This is a genomic window from Haladaptatus sp. CMAA 1909 (genome assembly GCF_043952005.1).
Taxonomy (GTDB): domain Archaea; phylum Halobacteriota; class Halobacteria; order Halobacteriales; family Haladaptataceae; genus Haladaptatus.
In genome coordinates, this window is sequence record NZ_JBIOAV010000001.1 from 3,158,805 (window position 1) to 3,179,638 (window position 20,834).

The 20,834-nt window shown below is 62.4% G+C and carries 27 protein-coding genes; 9 read left to right on the forward strand and 18 right to left on the reverse strand.

Annotated elements, in window-relative coordinates; translation table 11 throughout:
- The first annotated feature begins 97 nt into the window (after positions 1–97).
- Positions 98–982, forward strand: a complete 885-nt coding sequence (gene htpX, locus ACGYLY_RS17040; RefSeq protein WP_395283306.1) for a zinc metalloprotease HtpX — start codon at positions 98–100, stop codon at positions 980–982.
- 14 nt (positions 983–996) lie between these two features.
- On the opposite strand, the gene ACGYLY_RS17045 is transcribed toward htpX, so the two are convergent.
- The gene (locus ACGYLY_RS17045; RefSeq protein ID WP_395283307.1) at positions 997–1,527 is read right to left on the reverse strand and encodes a DsrE family protein; all 531 of its coding nucleotides are present in this window, start codon (positions 1,525–1,527) and stop codon (positions 997–999) included.
- A gap of 87 nt (positions 1,528–1,614) precedes the next feature.
- Between ACGYLY_RS17045 and ACGYLY_RS17050 the strand changes: the two genes are divergently transcribed.
- Positions 1,615–2,220: a hypothetical protein gene (locus ACGYLY_RS17050; RefSeq protein ID WP_395283309.1), complete on the forward strand. Its 606-nt coding sequence runs from the start codon at positions 1,615–1,617 to the stop codon at positions 2,218–2,220.
- A 133-nt stretch (positions 2,221–2,353) separates the two neighbouring features.
- Positions 2,354–3,385, forward strand: coding sequence for a DNA repair and recombination protein RadA (radA, locus tag ACGYLY_RS17055; RefSeq protein ID WP_395283310.1), 1,032 nt, complete (start codon positions 2,354–2,356; stop codon positions 3,383–3,385).
- 133 nt (positions 3,386–3,518) lie between these two features.
- Here radA and ACGYLY_RS17060 read toward each other — a convergent pair whose 3' ends face one another.
- The 6 genes from ACGYLY_RS17060 to ACGYLY_RS17085 all read right to left on the reverse strand — a co-directional run bounded on the left by ACGYLY_RS17060 (position 3,519) and on the right by ACGYLY_RS17085 (position 8,941).
- Positions 3,519–3,935, reverse strand: a complete 417-nt coding sequence (locus ACGYLY_RS17060; protein ID WP_395283311.1) for an iron-sulfur cluster assembly scaffold protein — start codon at positions 3,933–3,935, stop codon at positions 3,519–3,521.
- A 27-nt stretch (positions 3,936–3,962) separates the two neighbouring features.
- Complete coding sequence (locus ACGYLY_RS17065) at positions 3,963–5,306, reverse strand: MFS transporter (protein ID WP_395283313.1); 1,344 nt, start codon at positions 5,304–5,306, stop codon at positions 3,963–3,965.
- Positions 5,307–5,395: 89 nt separating this feature from the next.
- Entirely contained in the window at positions 5,396–6,247 is an 852-nt protein-coding gene (locus ACGYLY_RS17070; protein ID WP_395283314.1) for a helix-turn-helix domain-containing protein, read from the reverse strand.
- 92 nt (positions 6,248–6,339) lie between these two features.
- Complete coding sequence (locus ACGYLY_RS17075; protein ID WP_395283315.1) at positions 6,340–6,984, reverse strand: HD domain-containing protein; 645 nt, start codon at positions 6,982–6,984, stop codon at positions 6,340–6,342.
- Positions 6,985–7,052: 68 nt separating this feature from the next.
- On the reverse strand, positions 7,053–7,589 hold the full coding sequence (locus ACGYLY_RS17080) for a DsbA family protein (RefSeq protein ID WP_395283317.1): 537 nt from the start codon (positions 7,587–7,589) through the stop codon (positions 7,053–7,055).
- Positions 7,590–7,696: 107 nt separating this feature from the next.
- The gene (locus ACGYLY_RS17085; RefSeq protein WP_395283318.1) at positions 7,697–8,941 is read right to left on the reverse strand and encodes an aminotransferase class V-fold PLP-dependent enzyme; all 1,245 of its coding nucleotides are present in this window, start codon (positions 8,939–8,941) and stop codon (positions 7,697–7,699) included.
- Between the two features lie 115 nt (positions 8,942–9,056).
- On the opposite strand from ACGYLY_RS17085, the gene ACGYLY_RS17090 reads away from it, so the two are divergent.
- On the forward strand, positions 9,057–9,236 hold the full coding sequence (locus ACGYLY_RS17090; protein ID WP_395283320.1) for a hypothetical protein: 180 nt from the start codon (positions 9,057–9,059) through the stop codon (positions 9,234–9,236).
- On the opposite strand, the gene ACGYLY_RS17095 is transcribed toward ACGYLY_RS17090, so the two are convergent.
- Both ACGYLY_RS17095 and ACGYLY_RS17100 read right to left on the reverse strand, forming a co-directional pair.
- A complete protein-coding gene (locus ACGYLY_RS17095) occupies positions 9,237–9,527 on the reverse strand; it encodes a DUF424 domain-containing protein (protein WP_395283322.1) in 291 nt (96 codons plus the stop codon).
- A complete protein-coding gene (locus ACGYLY_RS17100) occupies positions 9,524–10,255 on the reverse strand; it encodes a tetratricopeptide repeat protein (protein ID WP_395283323.1) in 732 nt (243 codons plus the stop codon). The genes ACGYLY_RS17095 and ACGYLY_RS17100 overlap by 4 nt, the downstream gene beginning before the upstream one ends.
- A gap of 200 nt (positions 10,256–10,455) precedes the next feature.
- Between ACGYLY_RS17100 and ACGYLY_RS17105 the strand changes: the two genes are divergently transcribed.
- The 3 genes from ACGYLY_RS17105 (at position 10,456) to ACGYLY_RS17115 (ending at position 11,870) form a co-directional block, all read left to right on the forward strand.
- A complete protein-coding gene (locus ACGYLY_RS17105) occupies positions 10,456–11,016 on the forward strand; it encodes a TATA-box-binding protein (protein ID WP_231185757.1) in 561 nt (186 codons plus the stop codon).
- Positions 11,017–11,098: 82 nt separating this feature from the next.
- The gene (locus ACGYLY_RS17110; RefSeq protein ID WP_395283325.1) at positions 11,099–11,458 is read left to right on the forward strand and encodes a hypothetical protein; all 360 of its coding nucleotides are present in this window, start codon (positions 11,099–11,101) and stop codon (positions 11,456–11,458) included.
- 43 nt (positions 11,459–11,501) lie between these two features.
- Complete coding sequence (locus tag ACGYLY_RS17115) at positions 11,502–11,870, forward strand: hypothetical protein (RefSeq protein ID WP_395283327.1); 369 nt, start codon at positions 11,502–11,504, stop codon at positions 11,868–11,870.
- A gap of 372 nt (positions 11,871–12,242) precedes the next feature.
- On the opposite strand, the gene ACGYLY_RS17120 is transcribed toward ACGYLY_RS17115, so the two are convergent.
- The 9 genes from ACGYLY_RS17120 to thpR form a co-directional block, all read right to left on the reverse strand.
- Positions 12,243–12,722: a dihydrofolate reductase gene (locus ACGYLY_RS17120; protein ID WP_395283328.1), complete on the reverse strand. Its 480-nt coding sequence runs from the start codon at positions 12,720–12,722 to the stop codon at positions 12,243–12,245.
- Positions 12,719–13,711: a thymidylate synthase gene (thyA, locus tag ACGYLY_RS17125; protein ID WP_395283330.1), complete on the reverse strand. Its 993-nt coding sequence runs from the start codon at positions 13,709–13,711 to the stop codon at positions 12,719–12,721. Before thyA ends, ACGYLY_RS17120 begins: the two co-directional genes overlap by 4 nt.
- A 63-nt stretch (positions 13,712–13,774) precedes the next feature.
- Positions 13,775–14,743, reverse strand: a complete 969-nt coding sequence (locus tag ACGYLY_RS17130) for a methyltransferase domain-containing protein (protein WP_395283332.1) — start codon at positions 14,741–14,743, stop codon at positions 13,775–13,777.
- A gap of 387 nt (positions 14,744–15,130) precedes the next feature.
- Positions 15,131–16,261 carry a signal recognition particle-docking protein FtsY gene (ftsY, locus tag ACGYLY_RS17135; RefSeq protein WP_395283333.1) on the reverse strand — a complete coding sequence of 377 codons (1,131 nt, stop codon included), beginning with the start codon at positions 16,259–16,261 and terminating at the stop codon, positions 15,131–15,133.
- Positions 16,262–16,267: 6 nt separating this feature from the next.
- Entirely contained in the window at positions 16,268–16,723 is a 456-nt protein-coding gene (pfdA, locus tag ACGYLY_RS17140; RefSeq protein ID WP_395283334.1) for a prefoldin subunit alpha, read from the reverse strand.
- 109 nt (positions 16,724–16,832) lie between these two features.
- Positions 16,833–17,498, reverse strand: a complete 666-nt coding sequence (locus tag ACGYLY_RS17145; protein WP_395283336.1) for a translation initiation factor IF-6 — start codon at positions 17,496–17,498, stop codon at positions 16,833–16,835.
- A 4-nt stretch (positions 17,499–17,502) separates the two neighbouring features.
- On the reverse strand, positions 17,503–17,781 hold the full coding sequence (locus ACGYLY_RS17150; protein ID WP_231185738.1) for a 50S ribosomal protein L31e: 279 nt from the start codon (positions 17,779–17,781) through the stop codon (positions 17,503–17,505).
- Positions 17,781–17,933 (reverse strand): 50S ribosomal protein L39e, encoded by a 153-nt coding sequence (locus ACGYLY_RS17155; protein ID WP_026177798.1) that lies wholly within the window; start codon positions 17,931–17,933, stop codon positions 17,781–17,783. Before ACGYLY_RS17155 ends, ACGYLY_RS17150 begins: the two co-directional genes overlap by 1 nt.
- Before the next feature lie 53 nt (positions 17,934–17,986).
- The gene (thpR, locus tag ACGYLY_RS17160) at positions 17,987–18,544 is read right to left on the reverse strand and encodes an RNA 2',3'-cyclic phosphodiesterase (protein ID WP_395283339.1); all 558 of its coding nucleotides are present in this window, start codon (positions 18,542–18,544) and stop codon (positions 17,987–17,989) included.
- A gap of 126 nt (positions 18,545–18,670) precedes the next feature.
- Between thpR and fer the strand changes: the two genes are divergently transcribed.
- Complete coding sequence (fer, locus tag ACGYLY_RS17165) at positions 18,671–19,333, forward strand: ferredoxin Fer (RefSeq protein ID WP_395283341.1); 663 nt, start codon at positions 18,671–18,673, stop codon at positions 19,331–19,333.
- Positions 19,334–19,389: 56 nt separating this feature from the next.
- The gene (locus ACGYLY_RS17170) at positions 19,390–20,781 is read left to right on the forward strand and encodes a signal recognition particle protein Srp54 (RefSeq protein WP_395283342.1); all 1,392 of its coding nucleotides are present in this window, start codon (positions 19,390–19,392) and stop codon (positions 20,779–20,781) included.
- Positions 20,782–20,834 lie beyond the last annotated feature (53 nt).

Genomic DNA, 20,834 nt, shown 5'->3' on the forward strand with positions numbered 1-20,834 from the left:
AGATATCTATCACCGAACGAAACTCATCACTCATCGCTTGCTACTTATCCGCATGCGTCAACGAATCTTTAAACGGTCGGAATGCCTAGACTGAAGCATGAAATGGAAGGCAGATTGGGGACTTCGTGCCAGGATGGGCCTGACGATGTTCCTCCTGTTCGCGCTGTATATCGTGTTCGTCGGAGTATTGGTGTCCGCTGGCGTCAGGTTCTTCTTCATACTGCTAGTAATCGGTGGATTCTCGCTCGGCCAGTTTTTCTTCAGCGACAAACTGGCACTGTGGAGCATGGGTGCACACGAGGTGAGCGAAGAAGAGCGTCCAGACCTCCACGCGACGATCAGTCGGCTCTGCCAGCAGGCCGACCTGCCGAAGCCGAAGGTCGCCGTCGCCGACACTCGCGTCCCGAACGCCTTTGCGACCGGGCGTTCGCAGAAGAACTCGGCCGTCTGCGTGACCACGGGACTGCTCCAGACACTGAATCAGGAGGAGTTGGAGGGCGTGCTCGCCCACGAACTCGCCCACGTCAAGAACCGCGACGTGATGGTGATGACAATCGCGTCGTTCCTCTCGACCATCGCGTTCATGATCGTTCGCTGGGGCTGGCTGTTCGGTGGCGGCGGCGGTGACAACCGGGGCAACAACCAAGTTCCCGTCTTCGTCGCCATCCTCGCGTCGCTCGCGGTGTGGATAATCAGCTACTTCCTCATCCGCGCGCTCTCGCGCTACCGCGAGTTCGCCGCCGACCGCGGCGGGGCGACCATCACTGGCAAACCGTCCGCGCTCGCGTCGGCCCTGCTGACCATCGACGGCGGGATGGACAGGGTTCCGAAGGAGGACTTACGCGAACAGTCGGAGATGAACGCGTTCTTCATCATCCCCGCGAAGGCCGGGTTCATCAGCAAACTGTTCAGCACGCACCCGAGCACCGAAGCGCGGGTCGAGCGACTCCGCGACATGGAACGCGAGATGGAGTCGTACTGACGCTACGATCGACGCTACGGCGTCTTGATATAGGCGTACCCCTTTTTCGCCTGTAATTTCGTGAGTTCACCGACGCCCGCGGGGACGACTTCGACGCCGGAGAGGAGGTCCGATTTCGCGTAGTTGAGCTTGTTCATGCTGTTGTGACACGCCTTGAACGTCACGCCCTTCTCCGCGAGCGATTTCACCGTTTCCGCCTTGGTCGAGTCGGTCGTGAGGAGTTTGACGCCCACGCCGTTCGCGACGAGCGCGATGGTTTCCGTGTCCGTCGAGTCGTCGTTCAACAGGTTGGCGACGTTCGCCACCGCGTGTTTCTGATAGTCGTCCCCTTCGCTGAAGTGAAATACTGAACTCATCGTAGTCTCCGTGGGTTCTTCCGTCCCCGTGGTTTCGTCGTCGGTCTCGGTCGTCGCTGTCGACGTCGTGGTTTCCGTCGTGGTGGCAGTGCCTTCGCTCTCGGCGGGCATGTTCGAGCACCCCGCGAGCGCGACGGCCGTGCCGGCACCTGCCAGTTCGAGAAACCGGCGTCGGGAATGCGTTCCCATCGGTTTCACGGACGGCTCGAATACTCTTTATTATCTGCCACATAAACATCGCTTCCCTTTTTCCGCTCCGACTCCGTACACCTCGGTATGGGACTATTCGACGGCATCCGTGAGGTGCTCGGCATCCGCGCTGAGACGGACGCGGGACGCGCGGCCGACCCGGAGGACCTCTTCGGGATGAGCACGGCCTACGTCACGATGGAAGCCGACCTCGGCTACGACTCGGTCGGGCAGGCCGCCCTGTGTTTCTCCGAGGTCGATAGCACCGACTTTCAGGACGCGGTCGACGAAGTACACGCCATCCTCGACGCGGGAAAGGAGGAGACCGGAACCGAGGCGACCGCGCACGTGGACAGTCACGGTTACTCGTGGTTCGTCCTCGAAGACGACGACCCGGAGGATCTCGTGACGAGCGTCCACTTCGCGGCGGACACGTTCGTCGAGGAGGGCTACGGGTCGCGCCTCCTCGCCGCGATATTCGGGTTCGAACGCGACGGGAACTACGTCTATTGGCTGTACTCGTTTCGCCGCGGGGCGTACTACCCGTTCGCACCGCAGCGCGGCCACGAGCGCGACTCCGCCGCTGAGTTCAAACTCCGGAGCAACATGGACGGGGAACTCGAAATCGAATCCGACGAACAGTACTGGTATCCGCTCTGGCCCGACTCCGCCCACGAGCATCCGTGGGAATAGTTCACTCGCTGACTTTTCTTTGTATCTAAAGGCTTCCCTTCCGATTCGTGAACCCCGATTCCGCCCTTCATTTTCACTTTCACTCTGCTGTTAACGGGGGTTTATATGATGAGGGGAACAAGACAGGAGTACAATGGCAGACGTAGACCTCGAAGCACTCCCCGGCGTCGGTCCAGCAACGGCAGAGAAACTCAACGAAGCGGGATTCGATTCCTATCAGAGCCTCGCCGTCGCAAGTCCCGGCGAACTCAGCAACACCGCCGACGTCGGCGAGAGCACGTCCGCCGACATCATTCAGGCCGCCCGAAAGGAAGCCGACATCGGCGGGTTCGAAACCGGCTCTCAGGTGCTCGAACGACGCGAGCGAATCGGCAAGCTCAGCTGGCAGATAGACGAGGTGGACGAACTCCTCGGCGGCGGCGTCGAGACGCAGTCCATCACCGAAGTGTACGGTGAGTTCGGCTCGGGGAAGTCCCAGATCACCCACCAGCTTTCCGTGAACGTCCAGTTGCCGTCCGAGCAGGGCGGCTTGCACGGCAGCGTCATCTTCATCGACTCCGAGGACACGTTCCGTCCCGAGCGTATCGACGACATGGTTCGCGGCCTGCCAGAAGAGGCCCTTCAGGCCACGATGGACGACCGCGAAATCGAAGGAACGCCTGACGACGAGGAGGCCATGGAGGAACTCGTCGACGACATACTCGACAAGATTCACGTCGCGAAGGCGTTCAACTCCAACCACCAGATGCTTCTCGCGGAGAAAGCACAGGAACTCGCGGGCGAACACGAAGACGGCGACTGGCCCGTCCGACTGGTCTGTATCGACAGCCTCACGGCCCACTTCCGCGCCGAGTACGTCGGCCGTGGACAGCTCGCCACTCGCCAGCAGAAACTCAACAAGCACCTGCACGACATCGACAAGGTCGGCAACCTGTACAACACCGCAGTCGTGGTGACGAATCAGGTTTCGTCCAACCCCGACTCGTTCTTCGGCGACCCGACTCAGCCTATCGGTGGGAACATCCTCGGCCACAAGTCGACGTTCCGCATGTACCTCCGCAAATCGAAGGGTGACAAGCGTATCGTCCGACTCGTGGACGCGCCGAACCTCGCGGACGGCGAAGCGGTTATGCGCGTTCAGGACGGCGGTCTGAAGCCGGAATAGACGGCCGTACCGTCATCTAACCACGGTTTCTCTCTTTCAAGACTCAAAAACCCGAACAGCGTCCGCTGCGTCGCGTGGAAAATCGGATTCGAACGAATCGAAACAAGTCACCGACACCGACGGACGTGACCGGTTATTCGGTCGTGGTCCGCCCGTCGTCCTTCTCGCCCTCGTAAATCTCCGCCCCGTCCTGCACGATCTTCTCGGCCAACACGGCGCATTTGACACGCATCGGGCTGATTTCGACGCCGAGCATGTCGATAACGTCGTCGCGGTCCATCGCCTCCACCTCGTCGAGCGTCATGCCGGGAAGCTTCTGTGAGAGCATGCTGGCGCTGGCTTGGCTGATGGCACAACCGTCGCCGCGGAACGCGACGCGTTCGATGGTTTCGCCGTCGTCTTCGAGGGAAACGTCGAACTCCAGTTCGTCGCCACAGGACGGATTGACCCCCTCGTGGCTGAACTGGGCGTCGGCCAACTCCCCGTAGTTTCGCGGGTTCCGATAGTGATCGAGAATCTGCTGCCGGTACATGTCCGAACCCATGCTCATAGTTGAATCCGAATAGGAGAGAGTCACCTAAAAGGATTCCGACGATTCGGCCCCTGTCGCCGTCGTGAGACCGTGCTTCTCGGCGTCCAACTCGTCGGCCTGTGCGATGTTCCGGAGCAGCGGATGTGCCGACCAACAGAACGCGATGCACAGGAACCCGAACCCCGCAGTCGTCATGACCGGCGTCGTTCCGAGGGCGTCTCCGCCGATGCCGCCGAGGAGGGACCCGAGCGGCATCGCTCCCACGGACGCACTCGACAGGACCGACGAGACGCGGCCCATGAGTTCTTCGGGGACGACGGACTGTATCATCGCCGCGAAGATGACGTTCGTCGCGCCGACCGGAATCCACGCGAGGAAAAACAGGGCCATCGTGGCCGGAAACCAGCCGATGAGGACCGCGGCGAGCCACGTGATGCCGCTGAAGACGAACCCGCCGATGCTCAGTTTGGCGAGCGAAACCCGCTTGAGCGGCGTCGCGGCGAGCGACCCGACCAGCATCCCGCCGACCACCGTGGCGAGGAGGAACCCGTACGCGTCCGACCCGCCGTGGGCCTGCGCGTAGGCGGGCAACACCGCGAGGGTACTGCCGATGGTGGCGTTGACGACGAGGCTCCCGGCGAGTACCCAGACGAGGACCGACCCGCGGACGTACCCGATTCCGTCGCGGAGTTGGGTGCGATACTCCCCGATGGCGGCGCTGAGGCCGTCGGTTTGGCCGGCATCGGACTCTGTATCCGTCTCCACGTCGGATTCAGATTCGGATTCGGACTCGGTTTCGAGTACGGTTTCGGATTCGGCGGGCGGAATTCGAACGCCGAGGAAGACCAGCGTCGCGGCGAGGAAGGTCACGGAATCGAGGACGTAAAGTGCGATCGCGCCGACCAGCGCGACGACGATGCCGCCGAGCGCGGTGAAGGCGAAATCGACGCCTTGGTAGGCGAACGAGAACGCCGAGTTGGCCTCCACGAGGTCGTCTTTCTCGACGACGCGGGGGAGGGCGGCCTGCTGTGCCGGGTAGACGAACTGGTTGATGAGCGAGAGCAGGGGCATCACGACGAGGACGACCCAGACGGAGAGCCACCCCATCACGTACGCGACGGGAACGCAGAGAACGAGGAGACCTTCCGCGACCTGCGTGGCGACCAGAATCCGCCGGAGTTGCCAGCGGTCGACCAACGGCCCGGCGAGGAACTGGAGCGTCTGCGGAAGCATGGTGAGAAACCCCGCGAGACCCGTGTAAAACGACGACCCGCCGAGTTCGAAGGCGAGCCACATCGCTGCGACGGCGTACGCGCTGTCCCCCGCGTTCGTTATCAACCGGCCGATAAACAGACGACGGAACGTCCGATTCCCGAATAGAGAGCGCATGAAACGAGACAGGAGGGGGAGCCAAATATATGATTCCAGAACTACAGTTCTGTAACGAAACTATCCGAAAGCAGTTTCTGTTGGAAAATTTACTGTTCGACGTGAATATCCAGTTCCTCGTCGACCGTTAGCGTGAGTTCGTCGCCGTCGAGCGAGATGGTGGTGGCTGCCACGAGCGGGTCGTCCGAGACGATTCGGGCATTCCCGGGACGGGGCCAGTCGAGTTCCCACACGGGGTCTTTCGTGAGGTCGATACCGTGGTCGTAGTGAAACGCCACGACCGCCGGATGTTCCAAGACGTACGTTCCGACGTTGCCGGTCGCATAATCCCCGCAGCGCTCACAGAGGAATTCGACGCCCACTTCCTGTTCGTCACCGAAATATTCCGACTCGGTGACGAGCGATCCGACCGTTTTCCCCGAGCAGTTCAGACAGACGCCGTCCGCCATGAGCGAGAACACGTTGAGAAGCCACCGCTCGAACGTGCGGCGTAACTCCGACTCGTCGCGCCCCTCGAACGCGCCCGGCGGCAACCCGAACGTCGAGCGGTTGCGCTCGCACGTCTCACAGCGAACCGTGACCGTCTCCTCTTCGTACTCCGCGGTGAGTTCCGTTCCGCAGTCGGGACAGTGTGCGTCGAGTTCGAACGTCTCGGCTTCGGCGCGCCGGGTGTAGGTCCCCGAGAAAATCGCGCCCATGATTCGGAACCCGGCGTAGGTGAGTTCGTACCTCTCCTCCTTTCCCCGGACGAACAGACCGACCAGTTTGTTCAGATGGTAGTTGAACTGCCCGCTGTCTCGAATCCCCACTCGGTCGTGCAGTTCCGAGAACGAAAGCGGGTCGTCCGCGTCCCACAGGGCTTGTATGATTTCGATTCGCGTGTCGTTGCCGAGGAGGGAGAAGGCGTCTTCGGGGGACAAATCCCGCTCGTCCGCGTCCATGCCCGGTGATGGACGGGACGTGTGAAATAGCTTTCAACTCGTGTTCGTCTCCCGATACCACGCGTTCGTCTCCATACCCACCGTCGGCCGCCTCAGCGGTCGCCAGCGGCCTCGCCTTCGAATCGCTCGATGAACGTCTCGACGAACTCCCGGCGCTCCTCGGCCAACCGTCGTCCCGCGTCGGTATACATCCGTTCCGGGAGTCGGAGTATCTTCTTGTGGAAGTGGTTCACCGACGTCTCACCCGCCCGCGTCTCGTCGGCGTCGATCGGTACGGTGGGGTCGTGCATGGGTTGGCCGCGTTCCGCACCGTAGCAGAAGACGCGACCGATTCCGACCGCACCGAGCGCGTCGAGGTTGTCGGCGTCGGACAGCAGTTTCGCCTCCAGCGTCTCGGCGTCCACGTCGTTCGAGAACCGATGCGCCCGGATGCAGTGCTGGATTGCGCCGATTTCCGCGTCCGTCACGTCGAATCCGCTCCCGCCGAGGAGGCGGGCCGCTTCCTCCGCGCCCCACTCGGCGTGGTCCTCTATTTCGCCGCGGTCCTCGCGTCCGCGGCCGACATCGTGCAACCACACCGCGGAAAACAGGATTCGCTCGTCGGGGTCGTACTCCTCGGCGAGCGTTTCGGCGAGGGCGGCCACCCGCTGGACGTGATGCCAGTCGTGTGCGGGTGCGACGTTTTCGAAGTAGGATTTCGCCCGAGGTCGGACCGCCTCCGGAAGGGTTTCCGCCATGTTTGTTCCTACTGCTACTGGTAGCGACGATGCCACGTAGTCGTTGCTTTCGATTCCCGCCGACGAGATCACATCGCGTCTTCGAGTTCCGCTCGAAGGGGAGTGACATCCCACTGCTCGTCGTAGCGTCCCCCGTTGATGAAGAACGTGGGTGTCCCGATAACGCCGCTCTGAGCGCCCGAGACGATGTCGTCGTGAACTCGGTCACGGTAGACGTGTCGTTCGAGTTCGTCGTCGAACCGAGCGAGGTCGAGGTCGAGAGCCGCGGCGTTATCCCGTAGCTCGGTCCCCGTTATCTCGCTCGGATGCTCGAAGAGCAGGTCGTGCATCTCCCAAAATTTCCCCTGTGCCGCCGCCGCTTCCGCCGCTTCCGCTGCCTCCTCCGCATGCGGATGCAGCTGTGAAAGCGGGAAATGCCGAAAGACGAACCGCACTTGATCGTCCATCGTTCGTCGCAGTTCTTTCACCGCCTGATGTGCGCCTTCACAGTACGAGCATTCGTAATCACCGTATTCGACGAGCGTGACGGGTGCACCATCGTCCCCGTCGACGTGGTCGTTCTGATTTACTGGCACAGCAAGCTGAGAGACTCGTGATTGGCTCATCCATTTCCCCCCATAGAACTACCGTCACCATCGGTCATAGACCTATCCTATCGAAGGATTCGACGACCGAACTCCGAAACTCCTCGAAGAAACGAAACCGACGTCGCTTACTGCGCGAACAACTGCCGGGCGTCGTCCACGGCATCGACGAGTTTGTCGATTTCCTCGCGAGTGTTGTAGATGTAGAAGGAGGCCCGTGCGGAGGCCGCAATACCGAGTTTGTCGTGGAGCGGTTGCGTACAGTGGTCGCCCGCACGAATGGCCACGGCGTGGTCGTTGAGGATGCTGGAGAGGTCGTGGGCGTGAACACCGTCCACGTTGAACGAGACGAGTCCGCCGCGGTCGTCGCCCGGCGGGCCGTAAATCTCCACGTCGCCCTCCTCGGTCAGGCGGTCGTAGGCGTACTCGGCGAGTTGCTCCTCGTGGCGCTGCACGCGCTCCATGCCGATGTCCTCCAGGTAGTCCACGGCGGCCGCGAGTCCGACTCCCTGTGCGATGTTCGGCGTTCCGGCCTCGAACTTCCACGGCAGGTCCTCCCACGTCGAGTCGTCGTAGGTGACCTTTCGAATCATGTCGCCGCCGAAGAGGTACGGTTCCATCTCCTCCAGAATGTGTTCCTTGCCGTACAGGCCGCCGATGCCGGTCGGGCCGACCATCTTGTGGCCCGAGAAGGCATAGAAGTCGGCGTCGATGGCCTGCACGTCCACCGGCCGGTTCGGGACCGCCTGCGCACCGTCCACGAAGATGTAGGCGTCGTGGTCGTGTGCGATGTCGGCGAGTTCGCCGACGGGGTTCGCCGTCCCAAGCGTGTTCGAGACGTGGACGACGCTGACCATCTTCGTATCGTCCGTGATCATCTCTTCTGCTGCCTCCATGTCGAGGTACCCGTCCTCGGTCACGGGGATGTACTTCACGTCCGCGCCAGTCTTCTTCCCGAGTTGCTGCCACGTCACGAGCGACGCGTGGTGTTCCATCTCGGAGAGGACGACTTCGTCGCCGGGGCCGAGTTCGTTGAGTCCCCACGCGTAGGCGACGAGGTTCTCGGCTTCGGTCGTGTTCTTCGTGAACACCATCTCCTCGCGTCCGTTCGCGCCGATGAACTCGGCGAGTTTGTCGTGAGCTTCTTCGTAGGCGATGGAGGCCTCTTGGCTCAACTGGTGGATGCCGCGGTGGACGTTCGCGTTGTAGTTCCGGTAGTAGTCGCTGATGCTCTCGATGACGGCTTCCGGCGTCTGCGTGGTCGCCGCGTTATCGAGGTACACCACTTGATTCCCGTTGAACTCCCGCTGGAGGATGGGGAACTCCTCGCGGATACGCGCCACGTCCAGCGCGTCGGATTGTTGTGGCTCCATTGTGTACGAATTGGGTTTCGAGTGGGAACACTTCTTCGGTCTGGGAGAATCGAAACCGAAATCAGTTACGTCGGGGGCGATGCGGATTAAGGACCTTCGGTCCCTCGTTTTTCGTATGGTCTCCAAACGACGACTCGGCGCAAGCATGATCTTTCTCGCCCTCGCGTTCGTCGGCGTCTTTCACGCGTTCGTCGCCGTCGCCTTCCACACCGGACTGCTGTCCGTCGCCATCGGAACGATAGTCGGGTCGGTGCTGTGTCTGGTCGCGGTGAACGTCCCGGCGTATCTCGACTGATTACATCCGTAAAAACTGCGCGTGCCTGGTCGAATCCAGTTCGAGGACGTTCGCCTCGTCCACGAATCCGGCGTCGACGGCGAGCGCCACGGCGTCGGCACCGACGATGTTCGCCACGTCCGCACGGTTGAGACTGTTGACGACTTCGTCCTCGTCGACCTCGTCGCCGCCGTAGAACTCCTCGGTGACGGTGAACGTCAACTCGTCCGTCTCGAACGTCTTCCCGAGTACGTCGGTGTCACAGACCGCGACCAACAGACCCTCTCCGGTGTCGCGCTCCTTGAGTATCATTCCTGAATCAGTTCTTCCTCCGCCTCCCGACGCATCTCTTCTGCTTCTTCGGCCAACTTCTCCGCCTCTTCGTCCTCGCCCAGTTCCTCCAACGCGCGGGCCTTCTCCTCGATGACCTGTGCGTTCCGGAAGCCGAGGCGGATCGAGTTGTCGAAGCAGTTCACGGCGTCCTCAACGAGGCCGCGTTCGAGGAGGAAGAATCCGCGGTTGAACCACGCCTGCGGGAACCGCTGATCGATTTCGACGGCGCGCTCGGAGTGTTCGAGCGCCTGTTCGGTTCGCCCGGACTCCCAGAGCGCGTAGGCGAGGTTCGTCTCCGCCGTCGCTGCGTGTTCGCTGTCGTCGTCGATGTGGAGCGCTTCGCGGTACGCGCCGATGGCCGCGTCCCACTCTTCGAGTTCGGCGTGGGCGACGCCCTTGTTGGTCCACGCCTCCTGTGCGTCGAGGGAATCCTCGTCGGCGAACTGGGCCGCCCGCTCGAACGTCTCGGTCGCCTGTTCGAAGCGGTTTATCTGCATGTAGCTCAAGCCGACTTCCATGAGATCGGCGACGGACACCCTGTCCCGCGGAATCGCCTGCTGGTCGAGGAGGTCGGTGACGACGCGGGAGTCGACCGGGTCCACCTCGTCCGGGTTCACTTCGAGTTCGGGCGGGTCCAGGTCGAACTCGTCGTACGGGTCGCCGAAGCCTTCTCCCTCGGAGAACTTGTGACTTCGCTCGTCGGTCATTACCCGCCGATTGGAGCGGCGCACTGTTAAGGTCTGCGCACGTGACTCGTCGAGGGCATCGTTTCGAAATATCCAAAAACCGCCCGAAGAAGCTTCTACATCAGGGTTTCGTTCGTCGGCCGGTGATAAAGGGGCATTTCGTCGTGTCAGTCTGGACTACCAACCTTTATAAACCTTAAATACGTCATTTAAGTCGCGCTATGACCGACCCCAAGGAAACCATCAACATTGAAAACGTGGTCGCCTCGACGGGCATCGGGCAGGAACTCGACCTTCAAAGTGTCGCTATGGACTTGGAGGGCGCGGATTACGACCCTGAGCAGTTCCCCGGTCTCGTCTACCGTACCCAGAATCCCAAATCGGCCGCACTCATCTTCCGCTCCGGCAAAATCGTCTGTACCGGCGCGAAGAGCACCGCGGACGTACACGAGAGTCTCGAAATCGTCTTCGACAAGCTTCGCGAACTCAACATTCAGGTCAACGACGACCCCGAAATCGTCGTCCAGAACATCGTCACGAGCGCGGACCTCGGACGCAACCTGAACCTCAACGCCATCGCCATCGGTCTCGGTCTGGAGAACATCGAGTACGAACCCGAGCAGTTCCCCGGCCTCGTCTACCGTCTCGACGAACCCGAAGTCGTCGCTCTTCTGTTCGGCTCCGGCAAACTCGTCATCACCGGCGGTAAGAAGCCCGAGGACGCCGAACAGGCCGTCGATAAAATCACCGACCGCCTCGAAGAACTCGGTCTGCTGGAATAACGTCTCCTCTCTTTCCTTTCGCGGTTCGTAATCCCGGAGTAACATCGCCATACACAAGCCGATTCGCTCCCGAACCACGGGTATGGCACTGCTGGGTGACTTGACGCCGCTCGTCGGAACGTACCTCCTGCTGGCGGGGTTCCTCTCGGTGACGGGGTTCATCGCCGCTCGAAACGTCCTCGGGAGCATCCCGTTCAGGCGCGCCCTCGTCATCGGCCCGCCGATAGCCGCCCTGCCGTTTCTCCTCCAACAGTACTTCCCACCGCTCGTGATCCTTATCGCTCTCGCGCTGGACCTCTCGCTCTTCCACGTCGTCTTCCGCCTGAAGTGGCGCACCGCCGGGTTCGTCACTTTCATCCACGTCGTCGTCACCATGCTCGGCGGCATCGTCATCGGCGGCCTCGTCTATCTCATCTCCATCGGCCCGCCGTCGCCGCAGTGACTCCCCGAGAAAGCATTTATCCTCGAACTTCCTCCCAAACGGTATGGACCTCCCCCGCCGTTTCGAACAGATCGGCATCGTCGTCGGGAGCGTGCTGCTGCTGTCGATTCCGTTCTCCTATCTTCCGATGTTCCTCTCCGGCACCTCCGTTTGGCAGGCCATCCTCGTCGAATACGTGCCGGGACTCGTCGTCGGCGTTCTCGTCGCGCTCCGGAAGCTCCCGGTCTCGTACGGACAGGTCTGGCTGTTCTCCGTGATCTGCTGGCCGATGACCATCCTCCTCTGGGGGGTTCTCGAAGTCGGAAACGCTTGGGAACCGACTGCGTTTGGCGTGTGGGTCGTCGCCCTTCTCGTCAGTGCGGTCCTCGCGTGGGCGAAGCCACGCGTCCGGGTCCGACGGAGCGGGGCGTAGATGGGGGAGTTCGCCGATGAGATGGGGAAATTCGCCGACCTCTTCTGGTATTACGTCGGTGCCGGTGCGGTGTTCACCCCGCTACTCTTCATCGAATCCGGACGTGGATACGGTAGTTCGCTGTACGACCTCTCGCTCGGAGCGACGATTCTGATGACCTGTCTCTGCCTGTACCATCGTCCCGGAAAACCGAAGCGCGTCGCGCTGTTCGGCCTGCTTACCATCCTCGGAATCACGGTTCTCGGCATCCTCACCGGCACCGAGGGCGTTCGAGCGCCCGTTCCGACGCTCGCAAAGTGGGTCGTCGCCATGCTATTCGCGGCCGCAGTCGTGCGGTCTCGAATCGACAGGAAAATCCGGGCGATGGGGGACTTAACGCTCGTACCTGACGAAATCGAACTCGCCGCGGTCGTCCCGTTCGACTTCGTGCCACTCTTCTCCGTTCCATTCGGGGAAGCGCGTGTCGCCATCGTATTCCTCGTGAATTTCGGTGAGCACCATCTCGTCGGCGTGTGGCAGGAACTGCTCGTACACCGTCGCGCCGCCGGTGACGAACGCGACGTCGTCCAGTTCCGCCACCGTCTCCATTGCTTCCTCGACGCTGTGGACGAGGAGAACTTCTTCGGACAGGTCGGGATTCGACCGACTCAGAACGATGTTCGTCCGGCCCGGCAGTGGTCCGTCCAACCGCCCCGCGATGCTCTCGTAGGTCGTCCGACCCATGATGACCGGATGGCCCATCGTGGTCTCCTTGAAGTGGCGCATGTCTTCCGGGTAGTGCCACGGCATGCCGCCGTCGCGGCCGATGACGCCGTTCTCGGCGACAGCCGCGATGCAGACGAAGCGGGTCATTCGGCCACGCTGAATTTGATGCCGGGATGGGCGTCATACTCCCGGAGCGTGATGTCGTCGTAGGTCAACTCGTCGATGGAATCCGCCGTGAGTTCGATTTCGGGCCGGGATTTGGGGGTGCGCGAGAGTTGGGTCAGCAGGCCCGGCACGTGGTCCATCGCCTCCGTCTCCTCCTCGGGTGCTTCGGATTCGAGCCATTCGCGGACCTCCTCGTACTCGGACTTTTGGGTGACGTCGGCGAGGCGCGTCTGGAGTTCTTCGAGGTTGTCGCGGTACCACTCGCCGCGTTCGCCCTCGCCGCAGTAGACGTGTGCGTCCACGATGGTGTGGGCGAACTTCCCGACCTCGAATCCGGTCTGGCGGGCGAGCACCGTCGCCATGAGGGCGTAGGCCGCGATGTTGAACGGGATTCCGAGCGCCACGTCGCCCGAGCGTTGGGTGAGATGGAGGTTGAGGGTGTCGCCCTGTACGTTGACGACGAACGTGTAGTGACACGGCGGGAGCGTCGAAACGGTCGCGTTCGCGGGATGCCACGCCGAGACGACGAACCGGCGGGAGTTCGGGTTCTCCTGTAGGCCGTCGATGACGTATCGGATCTGGTCGAACGTTCCGTCCTCGTTCATCCAGCGGTGGTCCGCTTCGGGCCACGATTCGCCCGGAAGCCCCTCCTCGGGAACCGGGAATCGTCGCCAGAATCGACCGTAGGCCGTGTCGAGGTTGCCGTCTTCGTCGGCCCACTCGTCCCAGATGCCGGTCTTCTCGCGGAGGTTTCGAACGTGTTCCTCGCCGGAGAGATACCAGAGGAGTTCGTGGAGCATCGAGTCCCAGCGAAACCCGTCCATCCGCTTCGTGGTCAGGAGCGGGAACCCCTCGCGCAGGTCCACCTCGTAGTGCTGGCTGAAGGTCGAAATCGTGTCCACGCCGGTTCGATTGGGCTTGTACGTCCCGTCCCGGAGGACGTCCTCGACGAGTCCGAGGTACTGCTTCATGGGTAGGTGTTCCCGCCCAACGATATATAAAAGACCCTCTCGGTGATTCGATTCCCTCGTTTATCAGTCGGACAACACGACGACGTACCGCGTCAGCGACCGATGAACGCGACGTTCGAACTCGTCTTCGATGGTCCATTCCGCGTCCCTCGCTTCGCCCGCCCACGAGCGGTCACCGACGACGACGGCGCGGGAAGCTACCCGGTACGCCTCCGCGAGCGCACCCGAAACGAGGTCGTCGAGGTCGAGGTTGGCTATCTTCGACTGGCGGCCGTAGGGCGCGTCGAACACCACGCCGTCGATTGCGTCGTCCGCGAGCGGCAGGTGGGTCGCGTCGCCGCGAACCGTGGCCGCGTCGGCGTCCGGTGCGTAGTGAGCGAGGTTCCTCGCCGCGCCGCGAACCATCTTGTCCTGTGCGTCGGCCCCGAGCGGTCGGGCACCGACCAGCGCCGCCTCGATGAGGACGCCGCCCGTTCCACACATGGGGTCGAGGACCGTCGTTCCCTCCCTCGCTCCTGCGATGTTCACCAGCGCGCGGGCGAGGAGCGGGTCCATGCTCCCCGGTTGGAAGAACGGCCGGTCGGTCGGCCTGCGCGTTCCGTAGTCGCGCACGCTCTCGACTGCGGTCCATCCCAGCGCACAGACGTCCCCCGAGAACGTCGCTCGGAGTTCGTGGTCGGGGTCGTCCAAATCGACCGCGAAGCCGCGGTCGACGAGGACCTGCCCCAACTCGCGCTCGGTCTGCTGGGTGCTGATGTCGGCCGTCTCGCGGACCGTCCGTGCGCGCACCGCGACGGTCCCCTCGCGGTCCATCGGCGCGGCGGAAAGCAACGCCCGCGCGCTCGCCACGTCTGCATCGGTCGTCCCGACCAGTTCGTTCGCCCGGTGGGTGTACGCGAGGGTAGAGACGCGCTCCGTGATCGTCGCCGCCCGCGCGAGACCGGGCGCGAGAAGTTCCACCCCGGTCGCCGCGCTCGCCGCTTCGCACGCCGCGAATTCGTCGTCTTGTCCGCCGAGTTCCAGTACGTACACGAGTGATATCTCCGTCGTCCGGTTTCGTTCGAGGGGAGTAGTGCCGTCGTCTTGGGGATTCCGAATCGCGCGTCGAAACGGTCCGTTTTCCGAGCTGATTTGGTACCGTTTTCGAGACTGCGACCCCTACCGCTTGTTCGGCGGAATTTCTGCGATTGCCGCGACCGCCTTCGACGCCGATTTTGAGACTCCAACTGCTAGGGTCCAGGACCGCAACCGCATGCGGGAGGGCGGTCAGAACCGCACGACCGCCCTCCCTCCGCGTCCCCTTGCCTCCCCGGGCACGGGAACGATTCGCGCAGGTGGCGCGAATCGTTCGCCATCGCGCGTCCCGAAACCGGTCGTGTCGCCACTCTCGAACGGGGTTTCGAAAAAATTCGAGGTCGATTACTCCTCTTCTTCTTCGTCGCCGAGGAGCCGTTCGACCATCCGTTCGGGGTCGAACTGCTCGATGTCGTCGTAGCCCTGTCCGGTTCCGAGGAACAGGATGGGTTTCCCCGTGACGTGGGAGATGGAAATCGCGGCACCGCCCTTCGAGTCGGCGTCGGCCTTCGTCAGAATCGTGCCGTCGATTTCGGCGGCGTCGTCGAACTCCTTCGCGCGCTGGACCGCGTCCTGTCCGGCCACGGCCTCGTCAACGAAGAGGGTCATGTCCGGGTCCACGACGCGCCCTATCTTCTCCAACTGGTCCATCAGGCCCTCGCTGGTGTGCAGGCGACCCGCGGTGTCACCCAGCACGATGTCGATGTCGTGGGCGTCGGCGTACTCCACCGCGTCGTAGATGACGGCGGCGGGGTCGCCGCCCTGCTCGTGGGCGATGAGTTTCGTGTCGAGCGCGTCCGCGTGCTCTCGAATCTGCTGGTTCGCGCCGGCACGGTAGGTGTCGCCGTTCGCCATCACGGAGGAGTAACCACGCTCCTCGAAGTACCGCGATAGCTTGGCGATGCTAGTCGTCTTCCCGACGCCGTTGACGCCGGTGAAGATGATGACGAGCGGTTTGTCGGCCTCGGCGACGCGCTTGTCGAAGTCGAACTGCCCGACGCTGATGACCGACAGCAGGGAGTCGCGCAGTGCGTCCTCGACGACGTCGCCCGTTTCGGCACTGAACTTGCGGGTCGCGCCGACGAGGTCGTTGCGGATGCCTTCGAGCATTTCGCCGGCGACGCTCATCTCCACGTCGCTTTCGAGGAGCGCCATTTCGAGCTCCCAGAGCGGGTCCTCGACGTCCTGCTCCTCGATGATGATCTCACCGCGGGCGAACGACCTCGCCTTCTGCGTGAATCCGCCCCGCCCATTGCTGGACTCTTCGTCCTCCGACTCGGAGTCGTCGTCGGCTGTCTCCGCCGATTCGGGCTCCGGTTCGGTTCTCGTTTCCGTCTCGGTCTCCGCGGGTTCCGTTTCGGCCGTCTCCTCGACCGCGTCAGCCTCGGCTTCGTCGGCCTCTTCGGCCTTCTCTTCGGTCGTCTCTTCGACGTCCTTACGGAACCCGCTCAGCTTATCCTTCAGACTGTCGAACATCCGCGGTTACTCGTCCTCGTCTTCCTGCTGTTGCATCTGCTGCATCTGCTGTTGCATCTGCTGTTGTTGCATCTGCTGTGCCTTCTGCTCCAACTGGTCGCTTTCCGCTTCGACCTCGCCGATCTCCTCCTGCAGGTCGGCGATCTGGTCGTCCAGAAGGTCCTTGCGGCTCTTGAGCGAGGCGACCGCGCCCTCTTGGTCGCGCTCCGCGGCGTAGCCGCCGCCGAGTTCGACGACGATTTCGTCGATGTCCTCGACGTTCGCGCGGATGAACGCGCCGCCACCGAGCGGAACTTGCACGGTGGAATCGGTGTCGAGCGTCTCGATGGCCTCGATGGCCTCGTCGACTTCGCCCTTCTCGCCGCGAAGGTCTTCGACTTCGCCGTTCAGCTCTTCCTTCTCGGCTTCCAACTGCTGGAGCTGCTGTTGCATCTGCTGCATCTGCTGATTGCCGCCGCCCATCATTGTGCTCCACGCTCCGTTCCGCGAGTAATCGTGCTCATGTCCACACGTGCGTGAGCAAGCGGGAAGAATGTTGCTAACTCGGACCGAAAATCCGATAGGCCGAAAATCAGTCGATATAGCCCAATGCGTCCTCGATACGGCCGAGTTCGGGGCCGGTCGTCTCCTGCCCGACCACGTAGCCGTGGGCGTTGGCGAGGAGTCCCGACCCGACCAGCGGACCACCGTAGTTGATGGTGCCGATGTCGGCCGGGACGCCGAGGACTTCCTCAATGGCATCGAGTTCCGAGTCGGTGGCTTTCGGGTGGCAGAGAACGCCGCTGTTCGTCGCCACACCGGCCGTTCCGACCGTTTGAACGCCGGCGATGGTGCCGCGTTCGACCGGAACGTCGAGCCCGTCCGAAACCGCTTGCACGGCCTCCCGAGGGAGGTCCGGGTGGACGTACGCCCCGGTATCGTTCGCGAGGACGACGTTTCCGGCGGCGTTGATACGCCCCGGGAACTCAGTGAGCGGAACGTCCACGACGTCCTCGATTCGCTCGCGCTCGTGGTCGGTGGTCCGACTGCTGACGAGCAGTCCGTTTTCGTTGCCCACCACGAGCGCGCCGACGGTGGACGATCCACCGAGCGTCGTTCCGACGGCGTCGACCTCCAACTCCGTTCGGAGGGAGTCGACCAGTTCGTCGTCCAAATCCGGACGGACGAGGAGATACTCGTCAGTCACGCGTGCGAAGACGCCGACATACGCCGAGCCGTTGAACGCGGTACGAAGCACCGCTCTACTCTTCGTATTCCGCCTCGACGACGGATTCGCCCTCTTCTTCGAAGCGGGCGGCGTGGACACGGAGCTTTCGCGGCGGGTTCTTCTGACCGCGCGACCAGATAGCCTCGTTGATGGAGGGGTCGAGACGCACGTCGTCCTCGTCCACCTTGAAGTGCTGGGCGAGGTGCCCGCGCACCAGTTTCATCGCCTTGTTCGCTCGTTTGTGCTTTGCCTCCGCCGTCACGTCTCGGAGCGGAACCGTCACGACTCGCTCCTCGAAATCACTTGCGCTCATTATTCGTCAGTGTCGCTACGCCGCCAGCTGCGGCGCTTTGGGTTTCGCATTACGTCGCGGTCCGTCTTCATGATGACCCACGCAGGGATGCGGCTGTTCTGCCGTTCCAGCTTGGCCAGTCGCTTCTTCTTGGCCTTCGACTTCTTGCCCATAGTGGTTGCCACTTTTCCGCCGTCGCATAAAATCTTGTTCCTTTCAAACGGCCTCACAGGGGGAACGCCGCGACGGTCGAATAGCTCGGGCCGTCCGCGCCGAGTTCGCTTTTCGTCAGTCGAACCTCCTCGACCTCCATCTTCCCGACCGTCGGTTCGAGCTCGCGGACGTTCCGCTGAACCAGTTCCTTCCCACCTGCGTGTTGCATTCTGGCGATGGTGACGTGCGGAACGAAGTCGTTCTCGTCGGGCGAGAAGCCGAGGTCGTATAGGCGCGATTCGACGGCATCGTTGAGGAGCGTCATCTCCTCCGCGCCGTCCCCCACGCCGATCCACAGGACCCGGATGTACTCCGTATTCGGGAACACGCCCACGCCCTCGATTTCCGCCTCGAAGGGTCCGAAGTCGATGTCGTCCTCGACGGCCGCTCGGAGCGCGTCTTCGATTTCGAGCAGGCGGTCTTCGTCCACCTCGCCGAGGAACGAGAGCGTCACGTGGGCCAGTTTCGGGTCGGTAAATGAGAGGCCGTCGGCGTCTCGGAACCGGTCTTGAACGCCTTCGACGCTCTCCGCGAGGTCGTTGGGCAGGTCGATGCTCACGAACAGTCGCATACGCGATCCTTCGTCGGCAGCGGGCTTGAACGTTGACGCCCCGATACCGGGACAGACCCTCCGTAACGCGGTGAACCTCACTGTAGGGGAAGAGGATTTATGCGCTCCATTTCCTATCGTTTACACGTGGACTCCCCGTTCAGCGTTCTCGGACTCGATTCGGATGCGGATGACGACGAAGTCGTCGAGGCCTACCGACGACGGATAAAGGAAGCCCACCCGGACCACGGTGGGTCTCACCGCGAGTTCCAGCAGGTCCGAGCCGCGTATCAAGCGATTCAGGCGGGAGACGTCGGTGGCGAGGACGACGAGGAAACCACCGACACGGATAGCGTTGAGGAACGAGCACGAGACCGCAGACCGAAGTACCCTGTGGTCGAGTTCCTCAACTACGAGGTCATCGACGATTACGGGTGGAGCGTGGACGACGATAGATTGTTCAACAAGGCCGCCGCGGTGGGACTCGACGATGAAGATTTCGGGGAGTTTCGCGTCCGCCCCAACGAGACGCTCCTCGAAGCGGCCGAAAACCGGGGATACGAGTGGCCTTTCGCCTGCCGTGGCGGTGCCTGTGCGAACTGTGCGGTGGCGGTCGTCGAGGGCGAGATGAGCATGCCCTCGAATCACGTCCTCTCGTCCGAGATGATGGACCGCGGGATCCGACTCTCCTGTCTCGGCGCGCCCGTCACGGACCACATGCAGGTCATCTACAACATCAAACACCTGCCGGGGTTGGATGAACTCCGATTGCCGCCACAGCAGTTCGGGCAGGTTCGGTCCAGCGATTGACGCCCGACGGACTAGAAAAAGGCTTTAAACGACTACGAACCCAAGGAAGCACAACGATGGTGCTCGACAATCTCGGCAGTTCTCTTCGCGGCTCACTCGACAAACTGAGTGGGAAATCGCGCGTCAGCGAAGACGATGTCGAGGAAATTGTAAAGGAAATTCAGCGTTCCCTCCTCCAAGCCGACGTGGACGTGAGTCTCGTCATGGACCTGTCCTCGTCCATCAAGGAGCGCGCGCTGGAGGAAGAACCGCCGGGAGGGACGACGGCCCGCGACCACGTCCTCAGTATCGTCTACGAGGAACTCGTCGGCCTCGTCGGCGAGAGTACGGAAATCCCGCTCGAAAACCAGACCATCCTCCTCGCCGGGTTGCAGGGGTCGGGGAAGACGACCACCGCTGCCAAGATGGCGTGGTGGTTCTCGAAGAAGGGGCTTCGTCCCGCCGTCATCCAGACGGACACCTTCCGGCCCGGCGCGTACGACCAGGCGAAGGAGATGTGTTCCCGCGCTGAAGTCGACTTCTACGGCGACCCGGACAACGAGAATCCGGTGGACATCGCGCAGAAAGGTCTCGAAGAGACGGCCGACGCCGACATCCACATCGTGGACACGGCGGGCCGCCACGCGCTCGAAGACGACCTCATCGACGAAATCGAGGAAATCGAGTCGGTCGTGGACCCCGACCGGAACCTGCTCGTTCTCGACGCCGCAATCGGGCAGGGTGCGAAGGACCAAGCCCAGCAGTTCGACACCTCCATCGGCATCGACGGCGTCGTCATCACGAAACTCGACGGGACGGCGAAAGGTGGCGGCGCGCTGACGGCGGTCAACGAGACGGACTCGTCCATCGCCTTCCTCGGGTCCGGTGAGACGGTCCAGGACGTGGAACGGTTCGAGCCGAACGGCTTCATCTCGCGCTTGCTCGGGATGGGCGACCTGAAACAGCTGACCGAGCGCGTCGAACGCGCCATGTCCGAGACGGAGGAGGAAGAGGACTGGGACCCCGAGGACATGATGAAGGGTCAGTTCACCCTGACCGACATGCGCCATCAGATGAACGCCATGAACAAGATGGGGCCGCTCGACCAGGTCATGGACATGATTCCCGGCTTCGGCGGCGGAATCATGGACGAACTGCCGGACGACGCGATGGACGTGACGAAGGACCGGATGCGGAGTTTCGAGATCATCATGGACTCGATGACGGACAAGGAACTCGAAAACCCGCGTTCCATCGGCGCGAGTCAGATTCGCCGCATCGCTCGCGGGAGCGGACAGGACGAGGAGCGAATCCGCGAACTGCTCCAGCAGCACAAGATGATGGCCCAGACCCTCAAGCAGTTCCAAGGGATGGGACAGGGCGGCGACATGGAGCGCATGATGAAGAAGATGCAGGGCGGCGGTGGCGGCGGCGGTGGCGGTATGGGCGGCATGGGTCCGTTCGGATAACCGCCTCTTCGTTCGATTTCGTCGGATACGATGTCTCGCCGCAAGTGAAACCG

Coding starts and splice junctions, on each gene's coding strand:
- htpX (WP_395283306.1), top strand. CDS start 98: ATGAAATGGAAGGCAGATTGGGGACTTCGTGCCAGGATGGGCCTGACG.
- ACGYLY_RS17045 (WP_395283307.1), bottom strand. CDS start 1,527: ATGGGAACGCATTCCCGACGCCGGTTTCTCGAACTGGCAGGTGCCGGC.
- ACGYLY_RS17050 (WP_395283309.1), top strand. CDS start 1,615: ATGGGACTATTCGACGGCATCCGTGAGGTGCTCGGCATCCGCGCTGAG.
- radA (WP_395283310.1), top strand. CDS start 2,354: ATGGCAGACGTAGACCTCGAAGCACTCCCCGGCGTCGGTCCAGCAACG.
- ACGYLY_RS17060 (WP_395283311.1), bottom strand. CDS start 3,935: ATGAGCATGGGTTCGGACATGTACCGGCAGCAGATTCTCGATCACTAT.
- ACGYLY_RS17065 (WP_395283313.1), bottom strand. CDS start 5,306: ATGCGCTCTCTATTCGGGAATCGGACGTTCCGTCGTCTGTTTATCGGC.
- ACGYLY_RS17070 (WP_395283314.1), bottom strand. CDS start 6,247: ATGGACGCGGACGAGCGGGATTTGTCCCCCGAAGACGCCTTCTCCCTC.
- ACGYLY_RS17075 (WP_395283315.1), bottom strand. CDS start 6,984: ATGGCGGAAACCCTTCCGGAGGCGGTCCGACCTCGGGCGAAATCCTAC.
- ACGYLY_RS17080 (WP_395283317.1), bottom strand. CDS start 7,589: ATGAGCCAATCACGAGTCTCTCAGCTTGCTGTGCCAGTAAATCAGAAC.
- ACGYLY_RS17085 (WP_395283318.1), bottom strand. CDS start 8,941: ATGGAGCCACAACAATCCGACGCGCTGGACGTGGCGCGTATCCGCGAG.
- ACGYLY_RS17090 (WP_395283320.1), top strand. CDS start 9,057: ATGGTCTCCAAACGACGACTCGGCGCAAGCATGATCTTTCTCGCCCTC.
- ACGYLY_RS17095 (WP_395283322.1), bottom strand. CDS start 9,527: ATGATACTCAAGGAGCGCGACACCGGAGAGGGTCTGTTGGTCGCGGTC.
- ACGYLY_RS17100 (WP_395283323.1), bottom strand. CDS start 10,255: ATGACCGACGAGCGAAGTCACAAGTTCTCCGAGGGAGAAGGCTTCGGC.
- ACGYLY_RS17105 (WP_231185757.1), top strand. CDS start 10,456: ATGACCGACCCCAAGGAAACCATCAACATTGAAAACGTGGTCGCCTCG.
- ACGYLY_RS17110 (WP_395283325.1), top strand. CDS start 11,099: ATGGCACTGCTGGGTGACTTGACGCCGCTCGTCGGAACGTACCTCCTG.
- ACGYLY_RS17115 (WP_395283327.1), top strand. CDS start 11,502: ATGGACCTCCCCCGCCGTTTCGAACAGATCGGCATCGTCGTCGGGAGC.
- ACGYLY_RS17120 (WP_395283328.1), bottom strand. CDS start 12,722: ATGACCCGCTTCGTCTGCATCGCGGCTGTCGCCGAGAACGGCGTCATC.
- thyA (WP_395283330.1), bottom strand. CDS start 13,711: ATGAAGCAGTACCTCGGACTCGTCGAGGACGTCCTCCGGGACGGGACG.
- ftsY (WP_395283333.1), bottom strand. CDS start 16,261: ATGTTCGACAGTCTGAAGGATAAGCTGAGCGGGTTCCGTAAGGACGTC.
- pfdA (WP_395283334.1), bottom strand. CDS start 16,723: ATGGGCGGCGGCAATCAGCAGATGCAGCAGATGCAACAGCAGCTCCAG.
- ACGYLY_RS17150 (WP_231185738.1), bottom strand. CDS start 17,781: ATGAGCGCAAGTGATTTCGAGGAGCGAGTCGTGACGGTTCCGCTCCGA.
- ACGYLY_RS17155 (WP_026177798.1), bottom strand. CDS start 17,933: ATGGGCAAGAAGTCGAAGGCCAAGAAGAAGCGACTGGCCAAGCTGGAA.
- thpR (WP_395283339.1), bottom strand. CDS start 18,544: ATGCGACTGTTCGTGAGCATCGACCTGCCCAACGACCTCGCGGAGAGC.
- ACGYLY_RS17170 (WP_395283342.1), top strand. CDS start 19,390: ATGGTGCTCGACAATCTCGGCAGTTCTCTTCGCGGCTCACTCGACAAA.